Source organism: Saccharothrix texasensis, assembly GCF_003752005.1.
GTDB classification, from domain to species: Bacteria; Actinomycetota; Actinomycetes; order Mycobacteriales; family Pseudonocardiaceae; genus Actinosynnema; species Actinosynnema texasense.
On sequence record NZ_RJKM01000001.1, the window covers coordinates 4,689,853 to 4,707,495 of the forward strand.

Below are 17,643 nucleotides of genomic sequence, written 5' to 3' on the forward strand. Positions count from 1 at the left end.
GGGTTGTCAGCCGACGATCTGGCGCAGCTGGTCCAGCAGCTCGGCCCGGCTCGTGCAGCCCAACCGCTGCCGGATGCGGGCCACGTGGTGCTCGACCGTCTTCGCCGAGATGAACAGCCGGTCGCCGACCTGTTTGTAGGTCAGCCCGTTGACCACCAGCTCGGCCACCTCGCGCTCGCGGTCGCTGAGCTTGCCCGCGTCGACCGCCTCCGCGGCCGGCTCGGGCTGCTTGCGCGTGGTCGCGGCCGTGCGGCCCTGGAGCAGGCGCGCGCAGTCCAGCAGCCGCACCATCGCCTGGCGGTCCGACGTCCGGATCGCGGCCTGGCCGGCGAGCCTGGCCGCGTCCCACCACTGGCCGACCGCCTGCAGGCCGCGCGCGGACTCCTCGACCTGGTCGGCGTCCACCTTGCCCGCCACCACGTCGAGCCAGCTCTCCGCCGCCGCCGACACGATCCCGGCGTAGCGGCTGCGGTCCCGGCACGCGGCCAGCGACGCGGCGTGCTCCTCGGCGACGGACGTCTCCTCGGCGATGATCGCCGCGTGCAGCGCGCTCCAGTGCAGCGGCACGGCCCACAGGCCCGGATCGCCCAGGTCCCGCAACAGGTTCCGCGCGGCGGCGAGGTGCGGCACCAGCCGGTGCTGGTCGCGCAGCCGCGCGGCGGCGGTGGCGAACTCGCCGAGCGGCAGGAACGTGAACAGGTCCACCGGGTGCCTCAGCACCGCCTCGCACGCCTGCTCCCACGTCCGCTTCAACGTCGCCAGGTCGCTGTTGCGCCGCGCGACGCCGATCTCCAGCGCCACCGCGAACAGCCAGTCGCGGGGTTCCAGCGGCCGGCCCGCCTTCCGCAGCGCCACCAGCACTTCCCTGGCCTGCGCGAGGTTGCCGCGCTGCATCGCGATCCACGCCCGCAGCAGCCGGTGCCGCACGACCATCAGGGCGCCGCCCGAGGACGTCGCCATCGCCCGGTCCAGCACCGATTCCGCGATGCCCGGCTCACCGCTGTGCAACGCCACCAGGGCGGCCAGCGCGGCGGGCGTGTCCGGCAGCAGCACGGCGCGGCCGGCCGGTTCGAGCAGTCCCGCCGCACGCACCAAAGTGGACAGCGAGGTGGTCGCGGACGACGTCACCGACTCCACCACGCCTTGCGCCATCAGGGAAGCGCCACCGTCGAGCATGGTCGGCGGCGCGACGGGCAGCGGCGCGGCAGGCAGCCGGCCCGTGCCCACCTGGCCGATCACCGCGAACGCCGACGACGTCGAGCTCGGCGACCAGCGGTGCAGCTCCGTGCTGCGGGCCAGCTGCCCCCGGTGCGCCAGCGCGATCGCGGCCACCTCCGCGGCCGCGCCCCGGTGCTCGGTGTCCCCGCCGGAGATCACCTGGTCCGCGAGCCGCAGCGCCGCGTCGAGGTCACCCGCCATGGCCGAGGCCACCGCCCGCCGCACGGCCACGTCGGCGCCCGCGGTGCCGATGGCGGCCAGCAGCCGGGCCGCCAGCGCCGGTTCCGCGGCCAGCGCCTCGTCGGCCGCCGCCCGGAACGCCCGCGCCATCCCCGGCCCGGCGATCCCGGTCCGGTTGTCCTCGCCGCCGACGCCGACCAGCGGCCGCACCAGGTCGAGCACCGGACCGCCGGACTCGAGCTGCAGCTCGGCCAGCCGCTGCCGGACGGCGATCCGCCGGTCGGTCCGGCTCAGCGTCGCCACCGCCAGCCGGGCGACGGGCAGCAGCGTCCCGTCGGCCGCGACCAGGCCGGTGGCCCGGCCCGCCTCGATCACGTCGCCGACCGCGTCGGCGTCGACCCCGAGCAGCCCGCCGAGCAGGTCCAGCCGCAGCGCCGCGCCCGCCTCGGCGGCCAGCAGGTACTTGCGCACGTCGGCGTCCAGCCAGTCCAGGTCGGCCCGGAAGGACGCCACCACCTCGGGCGTCACCTCCGCCGTGCCCAGCCCGGCCAGCCGCCGCACGAACCGCGGCACCCCGCCGGTCTGCTGGTGCACGAAGTCCACCAGGCCCCGCGCGGACGCGGGCAGCACCGCGCGCACCTGCTCGCGGGTGAACGGCTCCAGCATCAACGACGGCCGCGCCCGCCCCAGGGACTCGGCCAGCGCCGCCAGCGCGCGCGACCGCGGCCACGGGCGGTAGGCCACCACGACGTTCTCGTCCCCCCGTTCGACGAGCGCTCGCAGCGCCAGCAGCTCGGCGTCGGGCAGCAGGTGCGCGTCGTCCACGACCGAGGCCGACGCGCCGGCCTCCGCGAAGGCCCGGCTGATCTCCCGCAGCACGGTGGTCTTGCCGTACCCGCCGGGCGCGACGACGCCCAGCCGGAGCACCGGCCCGGAGCCGATGGCGTCCAGGACCTGCTCGACCTGCGGGGGCAACACGGGACGGGCGGTCGTGCTGGGGCTCAACGGCCATCCTCGCTGTCACGGGCGCGGCGCCCACCGGTCGGCACGAGGCCGCGGACGACGCGCTTCACGGTGCGCCGTTCCGGCAGGTCGAGCGGGGTGATGTCGACGGGCGGGCGGGGCGGCGGGGCGGTGAACTCCCCGTCCGGCGCCTCCAGGCCACCCACGGGGAACCTCAGCAGGGGGTCGTCGTCGCGCACCATGACCGAGGTGTCGGTCGGCTCGGGCTCGGCGTCGGGCCCGATCACGAGCCGGCGCGCGGCCAGCGCCGCGCCCTTCACCACCGACGTCTCGGGCGCGGCCTCCAGCACCACCCGGCCGGGCACGGACGCCGCGATCAGCGGGATGCGGGCGCTGCCGCCCACCAGCACGGTCATCTCCACGCCGGTGGCGACCCTGGCGAAGGCGGACACGGCCTGCTCCACGTCCGGCCGGATCAGGTCCTCGAACTGCGCGCGGGTGATCGGCACGTCCACCGGTCCGGACGGCAGGTGCACCGGGATCGACGTCTCCACCGTGCCCGACAGCACCCGCTTGGCCGCCTCGCAGTCGCGGCGCAGCCTGGCGAACAGGCCGCGGGTGCGGGGGTCGTCGGCGTCCAGCTCGGCCAGCGCCCGGCCGAGCGAGGTCCGCACGTGCCCGAACACCACGTCGTCGAAGTCGACGCCGGCGGCCTGGTCGACCCCTTCGACGGCGCCGAGCAGCTCGAACCCGCGGCCGACCGCGGCCGCGGCGAACCCGTGGCTGCCGAGGCTGAACACGCCGAGCGCTCCGACCGGCGACCGGGAGTAGGCGTGGTTCTCGGCGGCCGCGACGGGCTCGGGCACCAGCGACGCCGTCACGCCGAGCGCCCGCAGCGCCCGGTGCGCGAGGCCCTTGGCGTGGGCGCCCCAGCCGGCCGGGTGCGCCAGCACGACGTGCGCGGGCCGTTCGCCTTCGCGGGCGGCCACCTGGTCGGCCACCCACATGACCATGAGCGCGGTCAGCTCCTCCGCCGGGAACCGCTCGACCACGCCGTCCGCGCCGAGCACGACCGGGGTCGAGTCGCCGACCCGGCGGCCGAACCCGGTGGCGGTCCACCGCGGGTCGCCCGGCTCGCCGACCGCGAACGCGCCGTCCGGCATGAGCTGCAGCGTCGACGCCACCCCGCCACCCGGCCCGCCGAGGCCGACCACCTCGGGCTCGCCGCGACCGGCCCCGCCCAGCCGGCACACGGCGGCGGCGGTGCGCGTGGTGCCCACGTCGACCCCGAGGACGTATGGCAACTCGGAGCCTCCTCCACTCACCTGAACGAACTACCGGCAGTACCTACACGGGTTACGAGATGGTCACAAGGCGATCCCCTAACCCCCTAGGGAGTGAACGAGAACCACCCCATAGTGGTTGCGGTATCTACTGGGAGTAATCCCCGATGGCCGGTGATCCCCCCGCTCGTACCGTGATCACCACGCCGGGCCCCCACCCCTGCCGGGCCGGCTACCCGCGTCCTACTCGACCAGGAGACATCCATCATGGGCTCCAGCCCCAACACGCTGCACGACTTCGTTCTCGACCTGCTCAGCGACCCGACCGCGCTGGCCGACTTCCAGGCCGACGCCGAGGGCACCCTGGCGAGGGCCGGCCTGAGCGACATCAGTGCCCTGGACGTGCAGGAAGTCATCCCGCTGGTGCTCGACTACGTGCCGACCGGGGGCCTGCCCGCCCTCGACGGCTCGCTGCTCGAGGACCTGCCGCTCGACCTGGTCGACGCAGGCCAGGCCGGCGCGATCTTCCAGCTCAAGGCCGTCACGGACCAGCTCGCGGTGTCGGGTGCCACCGGCGCCGGCGACGTCAAGGCCGCCGTGGCGGGCACGCTCAGCGCGGACGCCGACGGCCTGTCGGTCTTCGGCGGCGTGTCGAGCTGGGACCTGCTGGACGGGGCCGCTTCGGCGGAGCTGAAGATCGAGGGTGACTTCTCCGCGGTGGGTGACGTGACCGACACCCTGGACGGCACGCTGCACACCGCCACCGGTCAGGTCTCGGACCTGACCGGCACGGCGACCGGCACGCTGGAGGGTGCCGTCGCCACCGCCGGTGGGGTCACCGGCTCGCTGCCCGGCGCGGAGGGCCTGACCAGCACCGCGTTCGGCGCCGTCGACACGCTCAACGGCGTGATCGGCAACGTGACCGGTGGCCTCACCAGCTCGCTGCCCGTCGGCGACCTCGGCAACGTGGTCGGGCTCGGCGACGTCGCCGGCCTGGGCGACACCCTGGGCGGCGTGTCCGGCGCCGCCGACTTCGACACCCACGGCGCCGCTCCCCTGTCCGACGTCACCGGTGCGGTCACGGGCGTGGCGGACACCGCCGGCCTCGGCGGTGTCGTGAGCAACGTCACCGGCACGGTCGACGGCCTCGACCTGCCGGTGGTCGACTCGCTCGACCTGGACAACCTGCTCTTCTGAGGCTGATCCACCACCGGGGGGCCGGTCCCGCGCAGTCGCGGGACCGGCCCTCTCTTCGTGCCCGGAACGTGCCCGAAGCGTGTCCGGACTTTCACCCGGACGGGTTTTACCGGCACACTCTGCGGGGTGATGTCCGCGCCTTGGCTCGACGTGCTCGACGACACGATCCGGGCTTGCGCTGCGCACAACCGGCCCGACCTGGCCGAACGGTTGCGCGACAAGCGCGCCCGCCAGCTGGACCCCAAGCTCCGCGTGCTCGTGATCGGCGAGCCGAAGCAGGGCAAGAGCCAGCTCGTGAACGCGATGGTGAACGCCCCGGTGTGCGCGGTGGGTGACGACGTCACGACCACCGTGCCCACCTTCGTGCAGCACGCGGAGACCCCGTCGGCGGCACTGGTGCGCGGCGCGTCCATCGCGAACACCCCCACCGAGCGCATCCCCGTCCCCCTCGACCAGCTCGCCAGCCAGGTGAGCGCCAACCGGAGCCACGGCGGCGACGTCGTGCGCGCCGAGGTCGGCATCCCGCGCGCCCTGCTGGACTCCGGCCTGGTGCTGATCGACACGCCGGGGGTGGGCGACCTGCGGCCCGCGCACACCGCGAGCACGTTCGCCGCGCTGCTCCAGGCCGACGCCGTGCTCATGGTGTCCGACGCGACGGCCGAGCTGACCGGCTCGGAGCTGGAGCTGCTCAAGCAGGTCATGACGTCGTGCCCGAACGTGATCGTGGTCCTCACCAAGATCGACATCGCGGCGCAGTGGCGGCGGGTGGTCGAGCGCAACCGGGCGCACCTGGCCCGCGCGGGCGTGACCGCGAAGCTGGTCCCGGTCTCCGCCGCGCTGCGCCTGCGCGCGGCCAAGACCGGCGACAAGGCGCTCAACGCCGAGTCGGGCTTCCCCGAGCTGCTGACCTGCGTGCAGCAGGACATCGTGGCCGCCGCCGACCTGCTGGCCCGCCGCACGGTCGCGGTCACCGCCGCGTCGGCGATCAAGCAGCTGGTGGCGCCGGTGCGCGAGGAGCTGTCCGCCCGCGTCGCGCAGGGCCCGGAGAAGACGATCGCCGCGCTCAACGAGGCGCAGCGCCGCATCGACGAGCTGCGCCGCCGGTCCGCGCGCTGGCAGACCGTGCTGGCCGACGAGATGGCCGACCTCGTCTCCGACATCGAGTACGACCTGCGCGACCGCACCCGCAAGATCATCCGCGAGGTGGACAAGACCTTCGAGACCGCCGACCCCGCGCTCGGCTGGGACAGGTTCGAGGCCTGGCTGGAGGACAACCTCACCGAGGCCGCCACCACGAACTTCGCCTGGCTGCTCGACCGCTCGGAGTGGGTGGCCGAGAAGGTCGCCAAGAGCTTCCCGGTCGTCCGCGACGACCTGCTGCCCGAGTCGATCTTCCCGGACGACGTGCTGGACCGGGTCTCGCCGATGGACAAGCCGGTGATCGAGAAGTTCGGCGTGCTGCAGAAGGCGTTCACGGGCCTGAAGGGCAGCTACGGCGGCGTGCTGATGTTCGGCCTGGCGACCAGCCTCGCCGGCATGCCGCTGATCAACGCGATCTCGCTGGGCGCGGGCGCGCTGTTCGGCGGCAAGTCGATCATGGACGAGGGCGACCAGCGGTTGCGCCGCAGGCAGGCCGCCGCCAAGGCCGCCGCGGCCCGGCACGTGGACGACTTCTTCATCAAGTTCAGCAAGGACTGCCGCGACGCGGCCCGACACATCCAGCGCAGCCTGCGCAACCACTTCGCCACGCTGGCCGAGGAGCTTCAGGAGACGCTGCTCGAATCGGCCCGCAGCGCCCGCCGCGCGGTGCAGGACGACAACACCGAGCGGGAGCGCCGGAACCGGGACGCCAAGCGGGAGCTGGACGACCTCGTGCAGCTCTACCAACGGGTCCAGGCGCTCGCGGGAGGTCAGGCGCCGCCGCTGGGGATCAGCGCGTGATGCCCGCGGGCGAACCGGGCGCCGGCGTGGCGCTGGAGGACGAGGTCTGGGCGCTGCTCGAGGACGCCCTGGTGGTCTACCGGGACAGCCCGCGCGCGGTCGCGTGGCTGCGCGGGCACCAGGCCCGGTTCGGCGAGCCGGTGCGCGTGGCCGTGGCGGGCGCGCCGCGTTCGGGCAAGTCGACCGTGGTCAGCGCGTTGATCGGCGAGGAGTTCGCGCCGACCGGCGCCACCACGTGGTACCAGGACGGGCCGCAGCCCAGGGCGCACGTCGGCCAGTACGAGGTGCCGGTGCTGCGCCGCGACGGCAAGGCGTTCGTGGACGCGCCGGACGCCGAGCGGGTGACCGTGGAGTGGCCGTCGCGGTCGCTGCGGGACCTCACCCTGATCGACACGCCGGCGGGCGCGCCGGTCGAGCACGTCTACGGCGAGGCCGACGCGGTGCTGTACCTGACCAGGCACATGCACACCGCGGACGCGCAGTTCCTGCGCACGGCGCACGACCACCCCGTCGCGCGGGTCGCGCCGGTGAACACGGTGCTGGTGCTGTCGCGGGCCGACGAGATCGGCGGCGGCCGGATCGACGCGCTGTCGTCGGCCAAGCAGATCGCCCGCCGGTACCGGCGCGAGGCGACGGTGACCCCGTTGTGCCAGAACGTGGTCGCGGTGGCGGGCCTGCTCGCGGTGGCCGCGCGCACCCTGCGGGCGGAGGAGTTCACCGCGCTGGCCGCGCTGGCGTCGTTGGCGCGCGCGGAGCTGGACGGCCACCTGCTGTCCGCGGACCGGTTCGTCGGCGAGGACTTCCCGGTGCGGCTGGACCCGGCGGTGCGGCGGGGCCTGGTGGACCGGTTCGGCATCTTCGGCGTGCGGCTGACGACGACGCTGATCCGGCAGGGCTTCGACACGCAGGTGAAGCTGACCGGGCAACTGGTGCAGCGCAGCGGGCTCGGCGAGCTGCGCGACTCGATCGGCGTCTACTTCACCGAGCGGCGGGAAGTGCTCAAGGCGCGGTCCGCGCTGCTGGGCCTGGACGTGGTGCTGCGCGCCGAGCCGCGGCCCGGTTCGGTCGGCCTGGCCGCGTCGGTGGAGCGGATCCTGGCCTCGGCGCACGACTTCCGGGAGCTGCGGCTGCTGGCCGCGTTGCAGGGTGGGCGCACCCGGCTGCCCGGCGACCTGGAGGCGGAGGCGTCCCGGCTGGTGGGCGGGCTGGGGACGAACCCGGTGGTGCGGCTGGGGATGGAGTACGAGCCGACGGAGGGCGAGCTGCGGCTCGCGGTGCTGGACACGTTGGGGCGGTGGCGGGAGCTGGCGGTGGACCCGGCGCTGGACCACGCGCAGCGGCGGGCGGCGGCGGTGGTCGTGCGCAGCTGCGAGGGGATGCTGGCGCAGTCGGTCGTGTGACGGCTCAGCGACGCTCCCGGCGGCGCGGCGCTGTCAGCCGAGGGCGGCGGCGACCGCGCGGACGGCGGCGGACGGGGTGCGGCGCGGGTCCGTGACCAGGAACAGCGTGCTGTCGGGCAGCTCGCGGACGCGTTGGAGCGTGCCCGCGTCCAGCTGCTCGGCGACCGCCACGCGGGGCAGCACGGTCCAACCCAGCCCGGCCACCACGCACGACCGCACGGCCTCGATGCTGCCGAACCGGGTGATGCTCGGCGTCGCGGGCAGGTCGCGCACGAACCGGTCGCTGTAGGAGCATCCCTCCTCCAGCAGGAAGTACCGCTCGTCCAGCACCACGCCGGGCGCGGACACCAGCTCGATCGGCTCCACGCCCACCGCGGTCACCTTCAGGCCCGGCGCGACCAGCGAGTCCTCCAGCACCAGCGCCAGGTCCAGGGTGCCGTTGCGGACCCCGGCCAGCGCTTGCCGGGTGCCCGCCGGCGAGAGGTGCACGGAGATGCCCGGCCAGCGCATCGCCACGTCCGCGACGCGCTGCGGCAGCCGGTAGGCGCAGACCGACTCGGGCGCGGCTATCCGCACGTCGCCCTCCACCGCCGTGCTGCCCCGCACGGCGTCGCGCAGGCGTTGCTCGGAGGTGAGCACCTCGCGGGCGTGCTCGACGGCCTGCCGGCCCGCCTCGGTCAACCGGGCGCCGCTGGGCAGCCGGTCGAACAGGCGCGCGCCGAGGTGCCGTTCCAGGGCTTTGACCTGGCTCGTCACCGTGGATTGCACGAGGTGCAGCTCCGCCGCGGTGGCGGTGAAGCTGCCCGTGCGCGCGAGCACCAGGAGGGTGCGCAGGAGGCGGGTGTCCACCGCATCGACAATACCGATCGGACACATCGCAGGGAATCGTTGGACTCGATGACGGCTCGCGGGAGACGCTGTCCGCATGACGAACCCGCGGCGACCCGCAGCGCAGACCCCGACCGTGCTCCGCTACAGCGCTTTCACCACCGACCCCGCCGGCGGCAACCCGGCCGGTGTCGTGCTCGACGCTACCGGCTTGGCCGAGGCGTCGATGCTGGAGATCGCCGCCGACCTCGGCTACTCCGAGACCGCGTTCCTGTTCCCGCGCGGTGACGCGGCGGAGTTCGACGTCCGGTACTTCAGCCCGGTAATGGAGGTGCCGTTCTGCGGTCACGCGACCGTGGCGTCGGCGGTCGCGCTCGGGCGCACGGGCACGGTGCGGTTCCACACGCCCGCCGGGCTGGTGGAGATCGCCGCCACGCCGGGCAGGGCGAGCCTGACCAGCGTGCCGACGACGTCCGCGCCGGCGCCGGCGGCCGACGTGGCGGAGGCGTTGCGCGCGCTGGGGTGGTCGGCCGAGGACCTCGACCCCCGCTACCCGGCGCACTGGGCGTTCGGCGGGTCGAGGCACCTCGTGCTCGGGGTGCGCACGCGGGAGCGGCTGGCCGCGCTGGAGTACGACTTCGACGCGCTGGGCGACCTGTTGCGGGCCAACGACGCGTTGACCGCGCAACTGGTGCACCAGCGGGACGAGGACGTGTTCGACGCGCGCGACCCGTTCCCGGTGGGCGGGGTGGTCGAGGACCCGGCGACCGGGTCCGCGGCGGCGGCGTTCGGCGGTTACCTGCGGGCGATCGGGCAGGTCGGGCGACCCAGGTCGGTCACCATCCACCAGGGCGTGGACATGGGCCGGCCCAGCCTGCTGGAGATCGCGGTCTCCCCCACCGACCCGCGCGTCACCGTGACCGGGGCGGCGGTGCGCATCCCGGCGGACGCCTGACCCCCGGCCGACCCCGAACCCGGTCCGACCCCGAACCCGGTTCACCGCATCCCGGTCAACCCCGGACGCGCTCCAGGACGACGATCGGGATCTCGCGGTCGGTCTTCTCGGCGTAGTCGTCGTAGGCGGGCCACACCTCGGTCATCAGCTTCCAGAGCTTCGCGCGCTCCTCACCGGTCGCGGTGCGGGCCGTGGCCCGGAAGACGTCCGCCTCCACCTGCACCTCGGCCTCGTTGCGCGCGTCGAGGTTGCGGTACCAGGCGGGGTGCTCCGGCGCGCCGCCGTACGACGCGACGACCACGTAGGCGTCGCCGTAGGGCTGGTAGATCAACGCGGTCCGGCGGGGCTTGCCGGACTTCCGGCCGACCGTGGTCAGCAGGAGCGTGAAGACCCCGGGCTGCCACTCGTGACCTTCCGCGCCGTCGGACTCGACGTACTTGCGGATGTGCTCGTTCACCCAGCCGACTGGGCTGTCCAGGACTGACATGCCTCGACGTTACCCACAAGGCGACGGGGCCGCCGGTCGCTCACTCCGCAGTCGCGACCGGCGGCCCCGACGGGGTGGGAGACGCCGCCTCACACCCCCGGCGCGTCACCGCTCCCGTGGCGTGGGGCGTGACGGCCGAAGCCCGCTCAGTAGATCTGGCTCGCGTGCAGCATCCGAATCTCCTCCGTCGCAGGGCAACCTCGCCAACTATGACCGGGCGGAGGGCTGGCGGCTCATACGAAAGGGGGATAGAAGAGCGTTATGCCCGAGCTCGAGCTACGCCACCTGCGCGCGGTGTGCGCGATAGCGGAAGAAGGCAGCCTCACGAAGGCCGCCTCACGCCTGGGGCTCACGCAACCCGCGATGAGCGCCCAGCTGCGGACCGTCGAGCGGATCGTCGGCGGCCGGCTGTTCGACCGGACGCCCGGCGGTTCCCCGCCCACCGACCTCGGCAGACAGGTCGTCGGCACGGCCCGGCTGGTGCTCGACGAGGTCGAGCAGCTCGTCTCGCTGGCCCGTGCCCGGACCCGGGAGGCCACGCCCGGCCCGCTGCTGGTGGGCGGGGTGCCCACGTTGTTCTTCGGGCACTTCGTGGAGGAGCTGCGCCGGGTGATCCCGTGTTCGGAGGTCCGCACCGAGATCACCCGCGGCGCGTCGGACCTGCTCGAGCTGCTGGTGTCGGGCCAAGTGCAGCTGGGCGTGCTCGACCGGTTCGAGGGGCTGGAGCGCAGGGAGCTGCGCGGGCTGGAGCTGCGGCGGCTGGTGAGCGAGCCGCAGTTCGTGGCGCTGCCGGAGACCGACCCGCTGGGCGCGCAGGACGAGGTCGACCTCGGGCAGCTGGCCGACCGGGACTGGGTCGCGCCGCCGGACGAGCTGGTCGGCAACCGGCTGGGCATCTTCACCGCGTGCGCGGCGGCCGGGTTCACGCCCCGGTTCACCCACCACGTGAACGAGGCGAGCACCGCCCGGAGCCTGGTCGCCAACGGCGCGGTGTCGTTCGCGCTGCCGCAGTCGCGCAGCGGGGACGGGATCGTGATCCGGCCGCTGCGCGGCGCGCCGCTGATGGTGGACCTGATGCTGGCCACCCGCCGCGACGGCCCCGCCGCCGGGCGGGCCCACGACGTGTTCGCCGCCGCGGCTCGGGCCTACCGCGCGGTGCTGCCCCGCAACCCGGGGTACGCGAAGTGGTGGGACGAGCACCCCGAGGCGCACCGGGAGGTCGACGCGGCGCTGGTGGCCGGCGGTTAGGCCCGCAGCGCGTCCTCGATGGTGCGCGGCGCGCGGCCGATCAGCTCCTCCAGGTCGGGGCGGACCTCGGCGAGCGCGCCGCGACCGATGTTGACCTCGATGTCGGCCAGCAGCTCGGCGACGAAGTCCGGCAGGCCGAAGCCCTTCAGCGCGGTGACCCGGTCGGCCGCGCCCACCTTCTGGTGGGTCGTGCCGGCCAGCGCGGCCAGCTCGTCGAAGCTCCACGCCCGCGGGCCGGTCAGCTCGTAGACCGCGTTCTCGTGGCCGGGGGTGGTGAGCACGACGGCGGCGGCCAGCGCCAGGTCGTCGCGGGACGCGCTGGCGATGCGGCCGTCACCCGTGGCGCTGACGATCGGACCGGGCCCGTGCGGGAGGTAGTTCTCGTGGTACATCCCGTTGCGCAGGAAGGTGAACGGGACGCCGGTGGCGCGGATCGCCTCTTCGGTCGCCTTGTGCACCCGGGCCAGCGCGAGCGGCGAGGTGTCCGCGTCCGTGACGGACGTGTACACGATGTGCCGGACCCCGGCGTCGACGGCGGCCCGCACGGCGTCGAGGTGGCGGCGGACGCGGATCTCGTCCGGCCCGTCGACCGACACCATCAGCACCGTCTCCACGCCGGCGAACGTGTCGGCGAGGGGGCCGTCGAAGTCGCCCGGCCGGACCTCGACGCCCAGTCCCTCGGCCTTCTCCGGGTCGCGGACGGAGACCGCGAGCCGGTCGGCCGGGACGCGGGCGAGGGTGTGCCGGAGGATCAGGGAGCCGAGGTGGCCGGTCGCGCCGGTGATCAAGGTCGTCATGCGGCACACCGTAGGCAGCACGCTAACTATTGGTAAGTACCTACCCGAAAGTTTGGTACTTACGAGTGAGAAAGCATGCAGGTAGGGTGACTGCCATGGAGCCGCGTGGTGACGTGTACGACCGCAACTGCCCGACCCGGGTGATCGCGAACCACGCCACGGGCCAGTGGGGCAGCCTGGTGCTCGGCAAGCTCCTGGGCGGTGACGGCGAGAGCGGCGCCAAGAGGTTCGGCGAGCTGCGCCGGGCGGTGACCGGGATCAGCGAGAAGATGCTCGCCCAGACGTTGCAGGCGTTGGAGCGCGACGGGCTGGTGCACCGCGAGGTCCACCCCGTGATCCCCCCGCGGGTGGACTACTCCCTCACCCCGCTGGGCGCCCACGCGGCCGGGCGGATCGTCGGGTTGTTCGGCTGGATCGAGGAGAACCTGCCGAACTTCATGGCGGCGCAAGAGGAGTACGACGCGAGACGGGCCGAGAACGTGTGACAGGTCACGTTCAGACCTCCGACCTGTCCCCCGACGTCGCGCCACCACAGGCGCGACCGATCTGGACGGGGCAGCGAAAGCTCCGATCTTTCAGGCCTGCCGAAAACCAACGACCGGTGAATTCCGGGTGTGGTTTGCCAGAATGGGAGGCATGACGCAGCCCTTCACGGACGATAGTCACCCGGCCGAGCCCTATCCGGGAGCTCGGCCGGGACACTGCTTCGTGCACCTCGACGGCGCCGGCTGGCCGGTCACGCCCGATCCCGGTGCCGACTCCGGATGGCGGGTCGCCCCCGACGGGCAGGACCTGGACGACTGGCTCGCGACGCACGGCGAACCGCCGCTCGCGGGCCGGATGCCGGTGTTGGCGTACGGCTCCAACGCCAACCCGGCCAAGGTGACGTGGCTGCGCGAAGAGCTGGGGCTGGCCGGCCCGGCGGTCGTGCTGAGGGCCCGTTGCGACGGGCTCGCCGCCGTGTGGGCCGCGGGGCTGCGCAAGACCGACGGGCAGCGGCCGGCGACCCTCGCCGCCGCGCCGGGCGTCGAGGAGGAGCACGCGGTGTGGTTCGCCACCGCGGAGCAGCTGCGCGTGCTGGACCGCTGCGAGGGCCGCGGGCTGCGGTACCGGCTGGTCCGCGTGCACACCGGCCGGGTGACGTTGTTCAACGGCGGCGTGGTGGATTCGGTGCTCGCCTACACCGGCGCCGGCACGAGGCGGATGCCGCTGCTGGTCAACGGCCGGCCGGTGCGGTGCGCCGACGTGGACCAGCGGACCGCGCGCAGGCTCGGCGGACGGCCGGCGGACGGCGACGGGCTGGACGTGACGCAGGTGCACGGCGACCCGGCGCCGGAGGACTGGCCGGACCGGCTGTTCGTCTACGGGACGCTCCAGCCGGGGATGGCGGCGTGGCACCTGGTGGAGCCGTTCACGCACGGCGACCCGGTGGCCGCGTCGTTGCCGGGGACGCTGCACGACACCGGCCGGGGCTACCCGGCGTTGCGGCCCGGCGACGGGCCCGGGGTGCCGGGGCACGTGCTGCGGCTCGAACGGCCCGAGGACGCGCTGCCGGTGCTGGACGAGTACGAGGGCGACGAGTACCGGCGGGTGCGGGTGACGCTGCCCGACGGGCAGGTCTGCTGGACGTACGTGTGGACGGCCGCGGTGGGCGGGATGCCGGTCCTGGCCGGCGGGTGGACCGGGCGGGACCGGTCCGGCGCGGGCCCGTCGACACCGGTCGGGGGTTGAGAGGCGTCGAAGATGCGCCCGATCCAGTGAATTCCTTGCCGATCCACCCAACCGTCCGGCGGTTGGGTACGTCCTCCTGATAAGCACCCGTTCCCTAGCCAGGAGGTGGACATGAGGCGACTCGTGGCGCTCGGCGCCCTCGGGCTCGCGCTCGCGGCCTGCGGGAGTCCCCGGCAGGCGGCCGACCAGTCGACCATCGTGGTCGACACGACGACGTCCGCGGCGGCGGCGCCGGTTCCCCCGTCCTCGCCGCCGGCGACCTCGGCCCAGGACCCCGCGACCGCGTCCGGCCGGTGCACCGCGGCCGTGCTCGCGGGCGCCGTGGAGTCGACCGAGGCGGGCGCGGGCAACCGGTACGGCAAGCTCGTGGTCACCAACAACGGCGCCGCGCCCTGCACGGTCAACGGGTACAGCGGGTTGCAGCTGCTCGACGCGGCGGGCAACGCGCTGCCGACCGACCTCCAGCGCAAGCCCGACCCCGGTCCCGCGCCGGTGACCCTGGCGCCCGGCGCGGCGGCGGCGGCGAACCTGCACTGGACCGTGGTGCCCACCGGTGACGAGCCGGTGGACCGGCCGTGCCAGGCCGAGGCGGCGAAGGCGGCGGCCATCCCGCCCGACGAGACCCAGCCGATGAGCCTGCGGTGGGGACTGGGTCCGGTGTGCGCCGGGGGGAAGATCGAGATCAGCGCGTTCTACGCTGCCTAGGTGATCGAGTCCAACGTCCCCGGCCACGCCGGCGAGCTCGCGGTCCGCACCTGGCCCAACCTGGACGCCGACTGGCTCGCCGTCCTCGTGCACGGCTACGGCGAGCACAGCGGCAGATACGCGCACGTCGCCGAGGCGCTGGTGGGGGCGGGGGCGTTGGTCGTCGCGGCGGACCTCGTCGGGCACGGCGGGTCCGAGGGCGAGCGGGCGTTGATCGACGACTACGACGGCGTGCTGGCCGACGTGGCCGCCGCGGTGAGCTCGGCCGCCTCCGACCTGCCCACCGTGCTGGTCGGGCACGGCGAGGGCGGGCTGGTCGCGGCCCGGTACGCCCAGTCGAACCCGTTGGCGGCGCTGGTGCTGTCCGCGCCGGTGCTCGGCACGTGGGAAGGGCTGGACCGGCTCGGGTCCGAGGACGAGGGCACGCCGCTGGACCCGGACCTGCTCTCGCGCGACCCGGAGGTCGGCAAGCGGTACGCGGCCGATCCGCTGGTGTGGCACGGGCCGTACAAGCGGGAGTCCTTGCAGGCGCTGGAACGCGCGCTGGACGAGGTGAACTACGGACCCGCGCTGGAGCACCTGCCGACGTTGTGGCTGCACGGCGACGCCGACGAGCTGGTGCCGGCGGCGGACACGCGCACCGGCACCGACCGGTTGCGCGGCCTGCTGTTCGAGGAGCGCCTCTACCCCGGCGCGCGGCACGAGGTGTTCAACGAGACCAACTCGGACGAGGTGCTGGCGGACGTGGTGGCGTTCGTGCGGCGGGTGCTGGAGCTCGGCTGACCGCGCCGGGCGCTCACCGCGGCTGATCGGTCGGGCGCACCAGGATCTCGTCGACCGCCACGTGCTCGGGCCGGGTCACGGCGTACAGCACGGCGCAGGCGACGTCGTCCGGCTGGAGCCGGCGCACGGCGCGCGCCGGGTCACCGCCGCCCGGCACGCGGCCTCGTCGGTGACGTCCGGCTCGATCGGCAGGACCCGCGGGCCGGCGCGACGGCGGTCGCCTCGCCGATGCCCGAGGAGGCCCCGGTGACCAGCGCGACCTCGCCCTGCAGGCGATTTCGTCACGAGCACATCCGACCACCCGGAGCGCGCTCCGGGTCAAGCGACCCGAAACGGGTGGGGCGGCGGACGCGACGCCGCCCCACCCCGTCACGGGATCACTCGTCGAGGTCGTCCGACACGTCGGCGTCGGCATCCTCCGTCACCCAATGACCGTCTTCGGCGGTGGCCGATGTCGAACCCACCCACGCGCCGTCGGGGCTGGACCACGCGTACTGGTCGAAGTAGCCCGCACCGCCCTCGTACGTCCACGTCAGCAGGGTGTAGTTGCCCGCGCCGTAGGGGCCGGCGAGCTCGTAGGACTCGTAGAAGTACGAGTTGCCTTCGCCGTCGGCACCGGACGCCAGGTCGTGGAGGGTGGCGCCGTCCGCGGACGCGGAGGCGTTGTTCTGGTCGAACTCGACGTCGGCGGACGCGATGCCCGCGGCGCCGATGACGATCGGGAGCGAAAGGGCGCTCGCGGCGACCAGTCGGATGATGCTGCGCATGGTGGAACCTCCTGTGGAGTAGACGGCCATGCGCTCACATCGTTACCTCGCAACGCACTTCGCCGGTCCTGGCCGACCGCATCGTGTGAACGGAGGTTAGATCTGCGAAAACAGCCTGATCAGCGGACATCACGAGGGGTGCGCGCAAGTCCCTGCTTATGGGTGACATCAGTGGCACCCTCACGCGCCCCACGTGTGTCATGGACAATTTGTCCGCGATGGTTGAAGAAGACCTTGAGCTGCTGATCACCGCGGTGGTGGCGGCCGACGACGAGCAGCAGGCGCGTGCCGCCTGCTCCGCACTGCTGCGCCAGGTCGGCGGGCGGGTCGTGCGGGCCTTCGACTGCTCCGACGAGGAACCGGGCTGCTGGTCGGTGACGATCAGCCGGGTCAGCGACGAGCGCGCGACGCAGAACGTGGCCGGCGCGCTGGCCCGCGCGGTGCGCACGTTCGTCCGGCGGCTGGGCGACGAGTTCCCCACGCCCAGGGTGGCCTGCGAGCCGCCGACGGCGTGGACGGTGCTGGACGACCCGGCGCTGCTCGACGGCCTGGTGCCGGGCGCGGAGCGGTTGCTGGTGGAGGCGTGGGCCGGTGGCGACCCCCAGCAGGACCGGCCCGAGACCGGTGCGGCCCGATCGGACGAGCCGACCGCACCCGAACGGACCACCGCCGCCGAACCGCCGGCGGGGTCGCGGCTGTGGTTGCGCGTCGACGTGGCCACCGACCGGTCCGCGGGCGCCGAATGGCAAGCGCGGGCGGTAGCGAGCCGGGTCGCCCGCAGTGGCAAGATCACCCGAGTGGCTCCCCACGGGCACCTACTGAGCGTGCACATCGACCTCGGTTCGAGCGTTAATTCGCCCACGGTCGCGCTACAGGACGCCGTGGCGTCGCTGGGCCGTTCGGGGTGGTCCGAGGTCGAGTGGTCCGACGGGTCCGGGTCGACCCGCTGGTCAGCCGCACCGGTGCCGCGGGCGGGAATCGCCGCGTTGGAACTGACAGCGACACCGGGTTCGGCATTCGTGTGGACGGTGCCTGACTGAGATCACGATCGCTGACCCGATCGAGTGGATTTCGGACGCCACCCGGTCAGCCGATCTTGCTTGTGAATCGTGAAACTTTAGGTACTACTTTCAACTATAGGAACTCAAGCAGTTCGCCAG

The 17,643-nt window shown here is 73.8% G+C and carries 17 protein-coding genes; 10 read left to right on the plus strand and 7 right to left on the minus strand.

Translation table 11 applies throughout. The features are described 5' to 3' along the window. Window positions 1-6 precede the first annotated feature (6 nt). Together EDD40_RS20015 and EDD40_RS20020 are read right to left on the minus strand one after the other, a co-directional pair. Entirely contained in the window at window positions 7-2,403 is a 2,397-nt protein-coding gene (locus tag EDD40_RS20015) for a helix-turn-helix transcriptional regulator (protein WP_211348211.1), read from the minus strand. Then, complete coding sequence (locus EDD40_RS20020; protein WP_123744277.1) at window positions 2,400-3,665, minus strand: Hsp70 family protein; 1,266 nt, start codon at window positions 3,663-3,665, stop codon at window positions 2,400-2,402. Before EDD40_RS20020 ends, EDD40_RS20015 begins: the two co-directional genes overlap by 4 nt. Window positions 3,666-3,911: 246 nt before the next feature. Here EDD40_RS20020 and EDD40_RS20025 point away from each other — a divergent pair, with 246 nt between their 5' ends. From EDD40_RS20025 to EDD40_RS20035, 3 genes are all read left to right on the plus strand, one after another. Next, window positions 3,912-4,841 (plus strand): IniB N-terminal domain-containing protein, encoded by a 930-nt coding sequence (locus tag EDD40_RS20025; protein WP_123744278.1) that lies wholly within the window; start codon window positions 3,912-3,914, stop codon window positions 4,839-4,841. Window positions 4,842-4,970: 129 nt separating this feature from the next. Further along, window positions 4,971-6,782, plus strand: a complete 1,812-nt coding sequence (locus EDD40_RS20030; RefSeq protein WP_123744279.1) for a dynamin family protein — start codon at window positions 4,971-4,973, stop codon at window positions 6,780-6,782. Further along, a complete protein-coding gene (locus tag EDD40_RS20035) occupies window positions 6,782-8,182 on the plus strand; it encodes a P-loop NTPase family protein (protein WP_123744280.1) in 1,401 nt (466 codons plus the stop codon). The genes EDD40_RS20030 and EDD40_RS20035 overlap by 1 nt, the downstream gene beginning before the upstream one ends. Window positions 8,183-8,215: 33 nt before the next feature. Here EDD40_RS20035 and EDD40_RS20040 read toward each other — a convergent pair whose 3' ends face one another. Beyond that, complete coding sequence (locus tag EDD40_RS20040; protein ID WP_123744281.1) at window positions 8,216-9,031, minus strand: LysR family transcriptional regulator; 816 nt, start codon at window positions 9,029-9,031, stop codon at window positions 8,216-8,218. Window positions 9,032-9,107: 76 nt separating this feature from the next. On the opposite strand from EDD40_RS20040, the gene EDD40_RS20045 reads away from it, so the two are divergent. After that, complete coding sequence (locus EDD40_RS20045) at window positions 9,108-9,965, plus strand: PhzF family phenazine biosynthesis protein (protein WP_123744282.1); 858 nt, start codon at window positions 9,108-9,110, stop codon at window positions 9,963-9,965. A 55-nt stretch (window positions 9,966-10,020) separates the two neighbouring features. Here EDD40_RS20045 and EDD40_RS20050 read toward each other — a convergent pair whose 3' ends face one another. Then, window positions 10,021-10,452 (minus strand): nitroreductase family deazaflavin-dependent oxidoreductase, encoded by a 432-nt coding sequence (locus EDD40_RS20050; RefSeq protein ID WP_123744283.1) that lies wholly within the window; start codon window positions 10,450-10,452, stop codon window positions 10,021-10,023. Window positions 10,453-10,713: 261 nt separating this feature from the next. On the opposite strand from EDD40_RS20050, the gene EDD40_RS20055 reads away from it, so the two are divergent. Next, a complete protein-coding gene (locus tag EDD40_RS20055) occupies window positions 10,714-11,700 on the plus strand; it encodes a LysR family transcriptional regulator (protein ID WP_123744284.1) in 987 nt (328 codons plus the stop codon). On the opposite strand, the gene EDD40_RS20060 is transcribed toward EDD40_RS20055, so the two are convergent. Next, entirely contained in the window at window positions 11,697-12,497 is an 801-nt protein-coding gene (locus tag EDD40_RS20060; protein WP_123744285.1) for an SDR family oxidoreductase, read from the minus strand. The two genes, EDD40_RS20055 and EDD40_RS20060, sit on opposite strands and share 4 nt — an antisense overlap. A 95-nt stretch (window positions 12,498-12,592) precedes the next feature. Between EDD40_RS20060 and EDD40_RS20065 the strand changes: the two genes are divergently transcribed. The 4 genes from EDD40_RS20065 (at window position 12,593) to EDD40_RS20080 (ending at window position 15,716) form a co-directional block, all read left to right on the plus strand. Then, window positions 12,593-12,982: a winged helix-turn-helix transcriptional regulator gene (locus EDD40_RS20065; RefSeq protein ID WP_123744286.1), complete on the plus strand. Its 390-nt coding sequence runs from the start codon at window positions 12,593-12,595 to the stop codon at window positions 12,980-12,982. Between the two features lie 151 nt (window positions 12,983-13,133). Next, window positions 13,134-14,228 (plus strand): gamma-glutamylcyclotransferase, encoded by a 1,095-nt coding sequence (locus tag EDD40_RS20070; RefSeq protein WP_123744287.1) that lies wholly within the window; start codon window positions 13,134-13,136, stop codon window positions 14,226-14,228. Between the two features lie 111 nt (window positions 14,229-14,339). Beyond that, window positions 14,340-14,933, plus strand: coding sequence for a DUF4232 domain-containing protein (locus EDD40_RS20075; protein ID WP_123744288.1), 594 nt, complete (start codon window positions 14,340-14,342; stop codon window positions 14,931-14,933). Continuing rightward, window positions 14,934-15,716 carry an alpha/beta fold hydrolase gene (locus EDD40_RS20080; RefSeq protein ID WP_123744289.1) on the plus strand — a complete coding sequence of 261 codons (783 nt, stop codon included), beginning with the start codon at window positions 14,934-14,936 and terminating at the stop codon, window positions 15,714-15,716. Between the two features lie 13 nt (window positions 15,717-15,729). Here the strand turns inward: EDD40_RS20080 and EDD40_RS20085 are convergent, their stop codons facing one another. Together EDD40_RS20085 and EDD40_RS20095 are read right to left on the minus strand one after the other, a co-directional pair. Next, complete coding sequence (locus tag EDD40_RS20085; RefSeq protein WP_211348212.1) at window positions 15,730-15,873, minus strand: hypothetical protein; 144 nt, start codon at window positions 15,871-15,873, stop codon at window positions 15,730-15,732. 220 nt (window positions 15,874-16,093) lie between these two features. Further along, complete coding sequence (locus EDD40_RS20095) at window positions 16,094-16,483, minus strand: hypothetical protein (protein WP_123744290.1); 390 nt, start codon at window positions 16,481-16,483, stop codon at window positions 16,094-16,096. A gap of 218 nt (window positions 16,484-16,701) precedes the next feature. Between EDD40_RS20095 and EDD40_RS20100 the strand changes: the two genes are divergently transcribed. Then, on the plus strand, window positions 16,702-17,523 hold the full coding sequence (locus EDD40_RS20100) for a hypothetical protein (RefSeq protein WP_123744291.1): 822 nt from the start codon (window positions 16,702-16,704) through the stop codon (window positions 17,521-17,523). The last annotated feature ends 120 nt before the right edge of the window (window positions 17,524-17,643 follow it).

What these genes read in the sequence shown, in the direction of transcription:
- EDD40_RS20025 (WP_123744278.1), top strand. Translation starts at nt 3,912, where the DNA reads ATGGGCTCCAGCCCCAACACGCTGCACGACTTCGTTCTCGACCTGCTC.
- EDD40_RS20030 (WP_123744279.1), top strand. Translation starts at nt 4,971, where the DNA reads ATGTCCGCGCCTTGGCTCGACGTGCTCGACGACACGATCCGGGCTTGC.
- EDD40_RS20035 (WP_123744280.1), top strand. Translation starts at nt 6,782, where the DNA reads ATGCCCGCGGGCGAACCGGGCGCCGGCGTGGCGCTGGAGGACGAGGTC.
- EDD40_RS20045 (WP_123744282.1), top strand. Translation starts at nt 9,108, where the DNA reads ATGACGAACCCGCGGCGACCCGCAGCGCAGACCCCGACCGTGCTCCGC.
- EDD40_RS20050 (WP_123744283.1), bottom strand. Translation starts at nt 10,452, where the DNA reads ATGTCAGTCCTGGACAGCCCAGTCGGCTGGGTGAACGAGCACATCCGC.
- EDD40_RS20055 (WP_123744284.1), top strand. Translation starts at nt 10,714, where the DNA reads ATGCCCGAGCTCGAGCTACGCCACCTGCGCGCGGTGTGCGCGATAGCG.
- EDD40_RS20060 (WP_123744285.1), bottom strand. Translation starts at nt 12,497, where the DNA reads ATGACGACCTTGATCACCGGCGCGACCGGCCACCTCGGCTCCCTGATC.
- EDD40_RS20065 (WP_123744286.1), top strand. Translation starts at nt 12,593, where the DNA reads ATGGAGCCGCGTGGTGACGTGTACGACCGCAACTGCCCGACCCGGGTG.
- EDD40_RS20070 (WP_123744287.1), top strand. Translation starts at nt 13,134, where the DNA reads ATGACGCAGCCCTTCACGGACGATAGTCACCCGGCCGAGCCCTATCCG.
- EDD40_RS20075 (WP_123744288.1), top strand. Translation starts at nt 14,340, where the DNA reads ATGAGGCGACTCGTGGCGCTCGGCGCCCTCGGGCTCGCGCTCGCGGCC.
- EDD40_RS20095 (WP_123744290.1), bottom strand. Translation starts at nt 16,483, where the DNA reads ATGCGCAGCATCATCCGACTGGTCGCCGCGAGCGCCCTTTCGCTCCCG.
- EDD40_RS20100 (WP_123744291.1), top strand. Translation starts at nt 16,702, where the DNA reads ATGGTTGAAGAAGACCTTGAGCTGCTGATCACCGCGGTGGTGGCGGCC.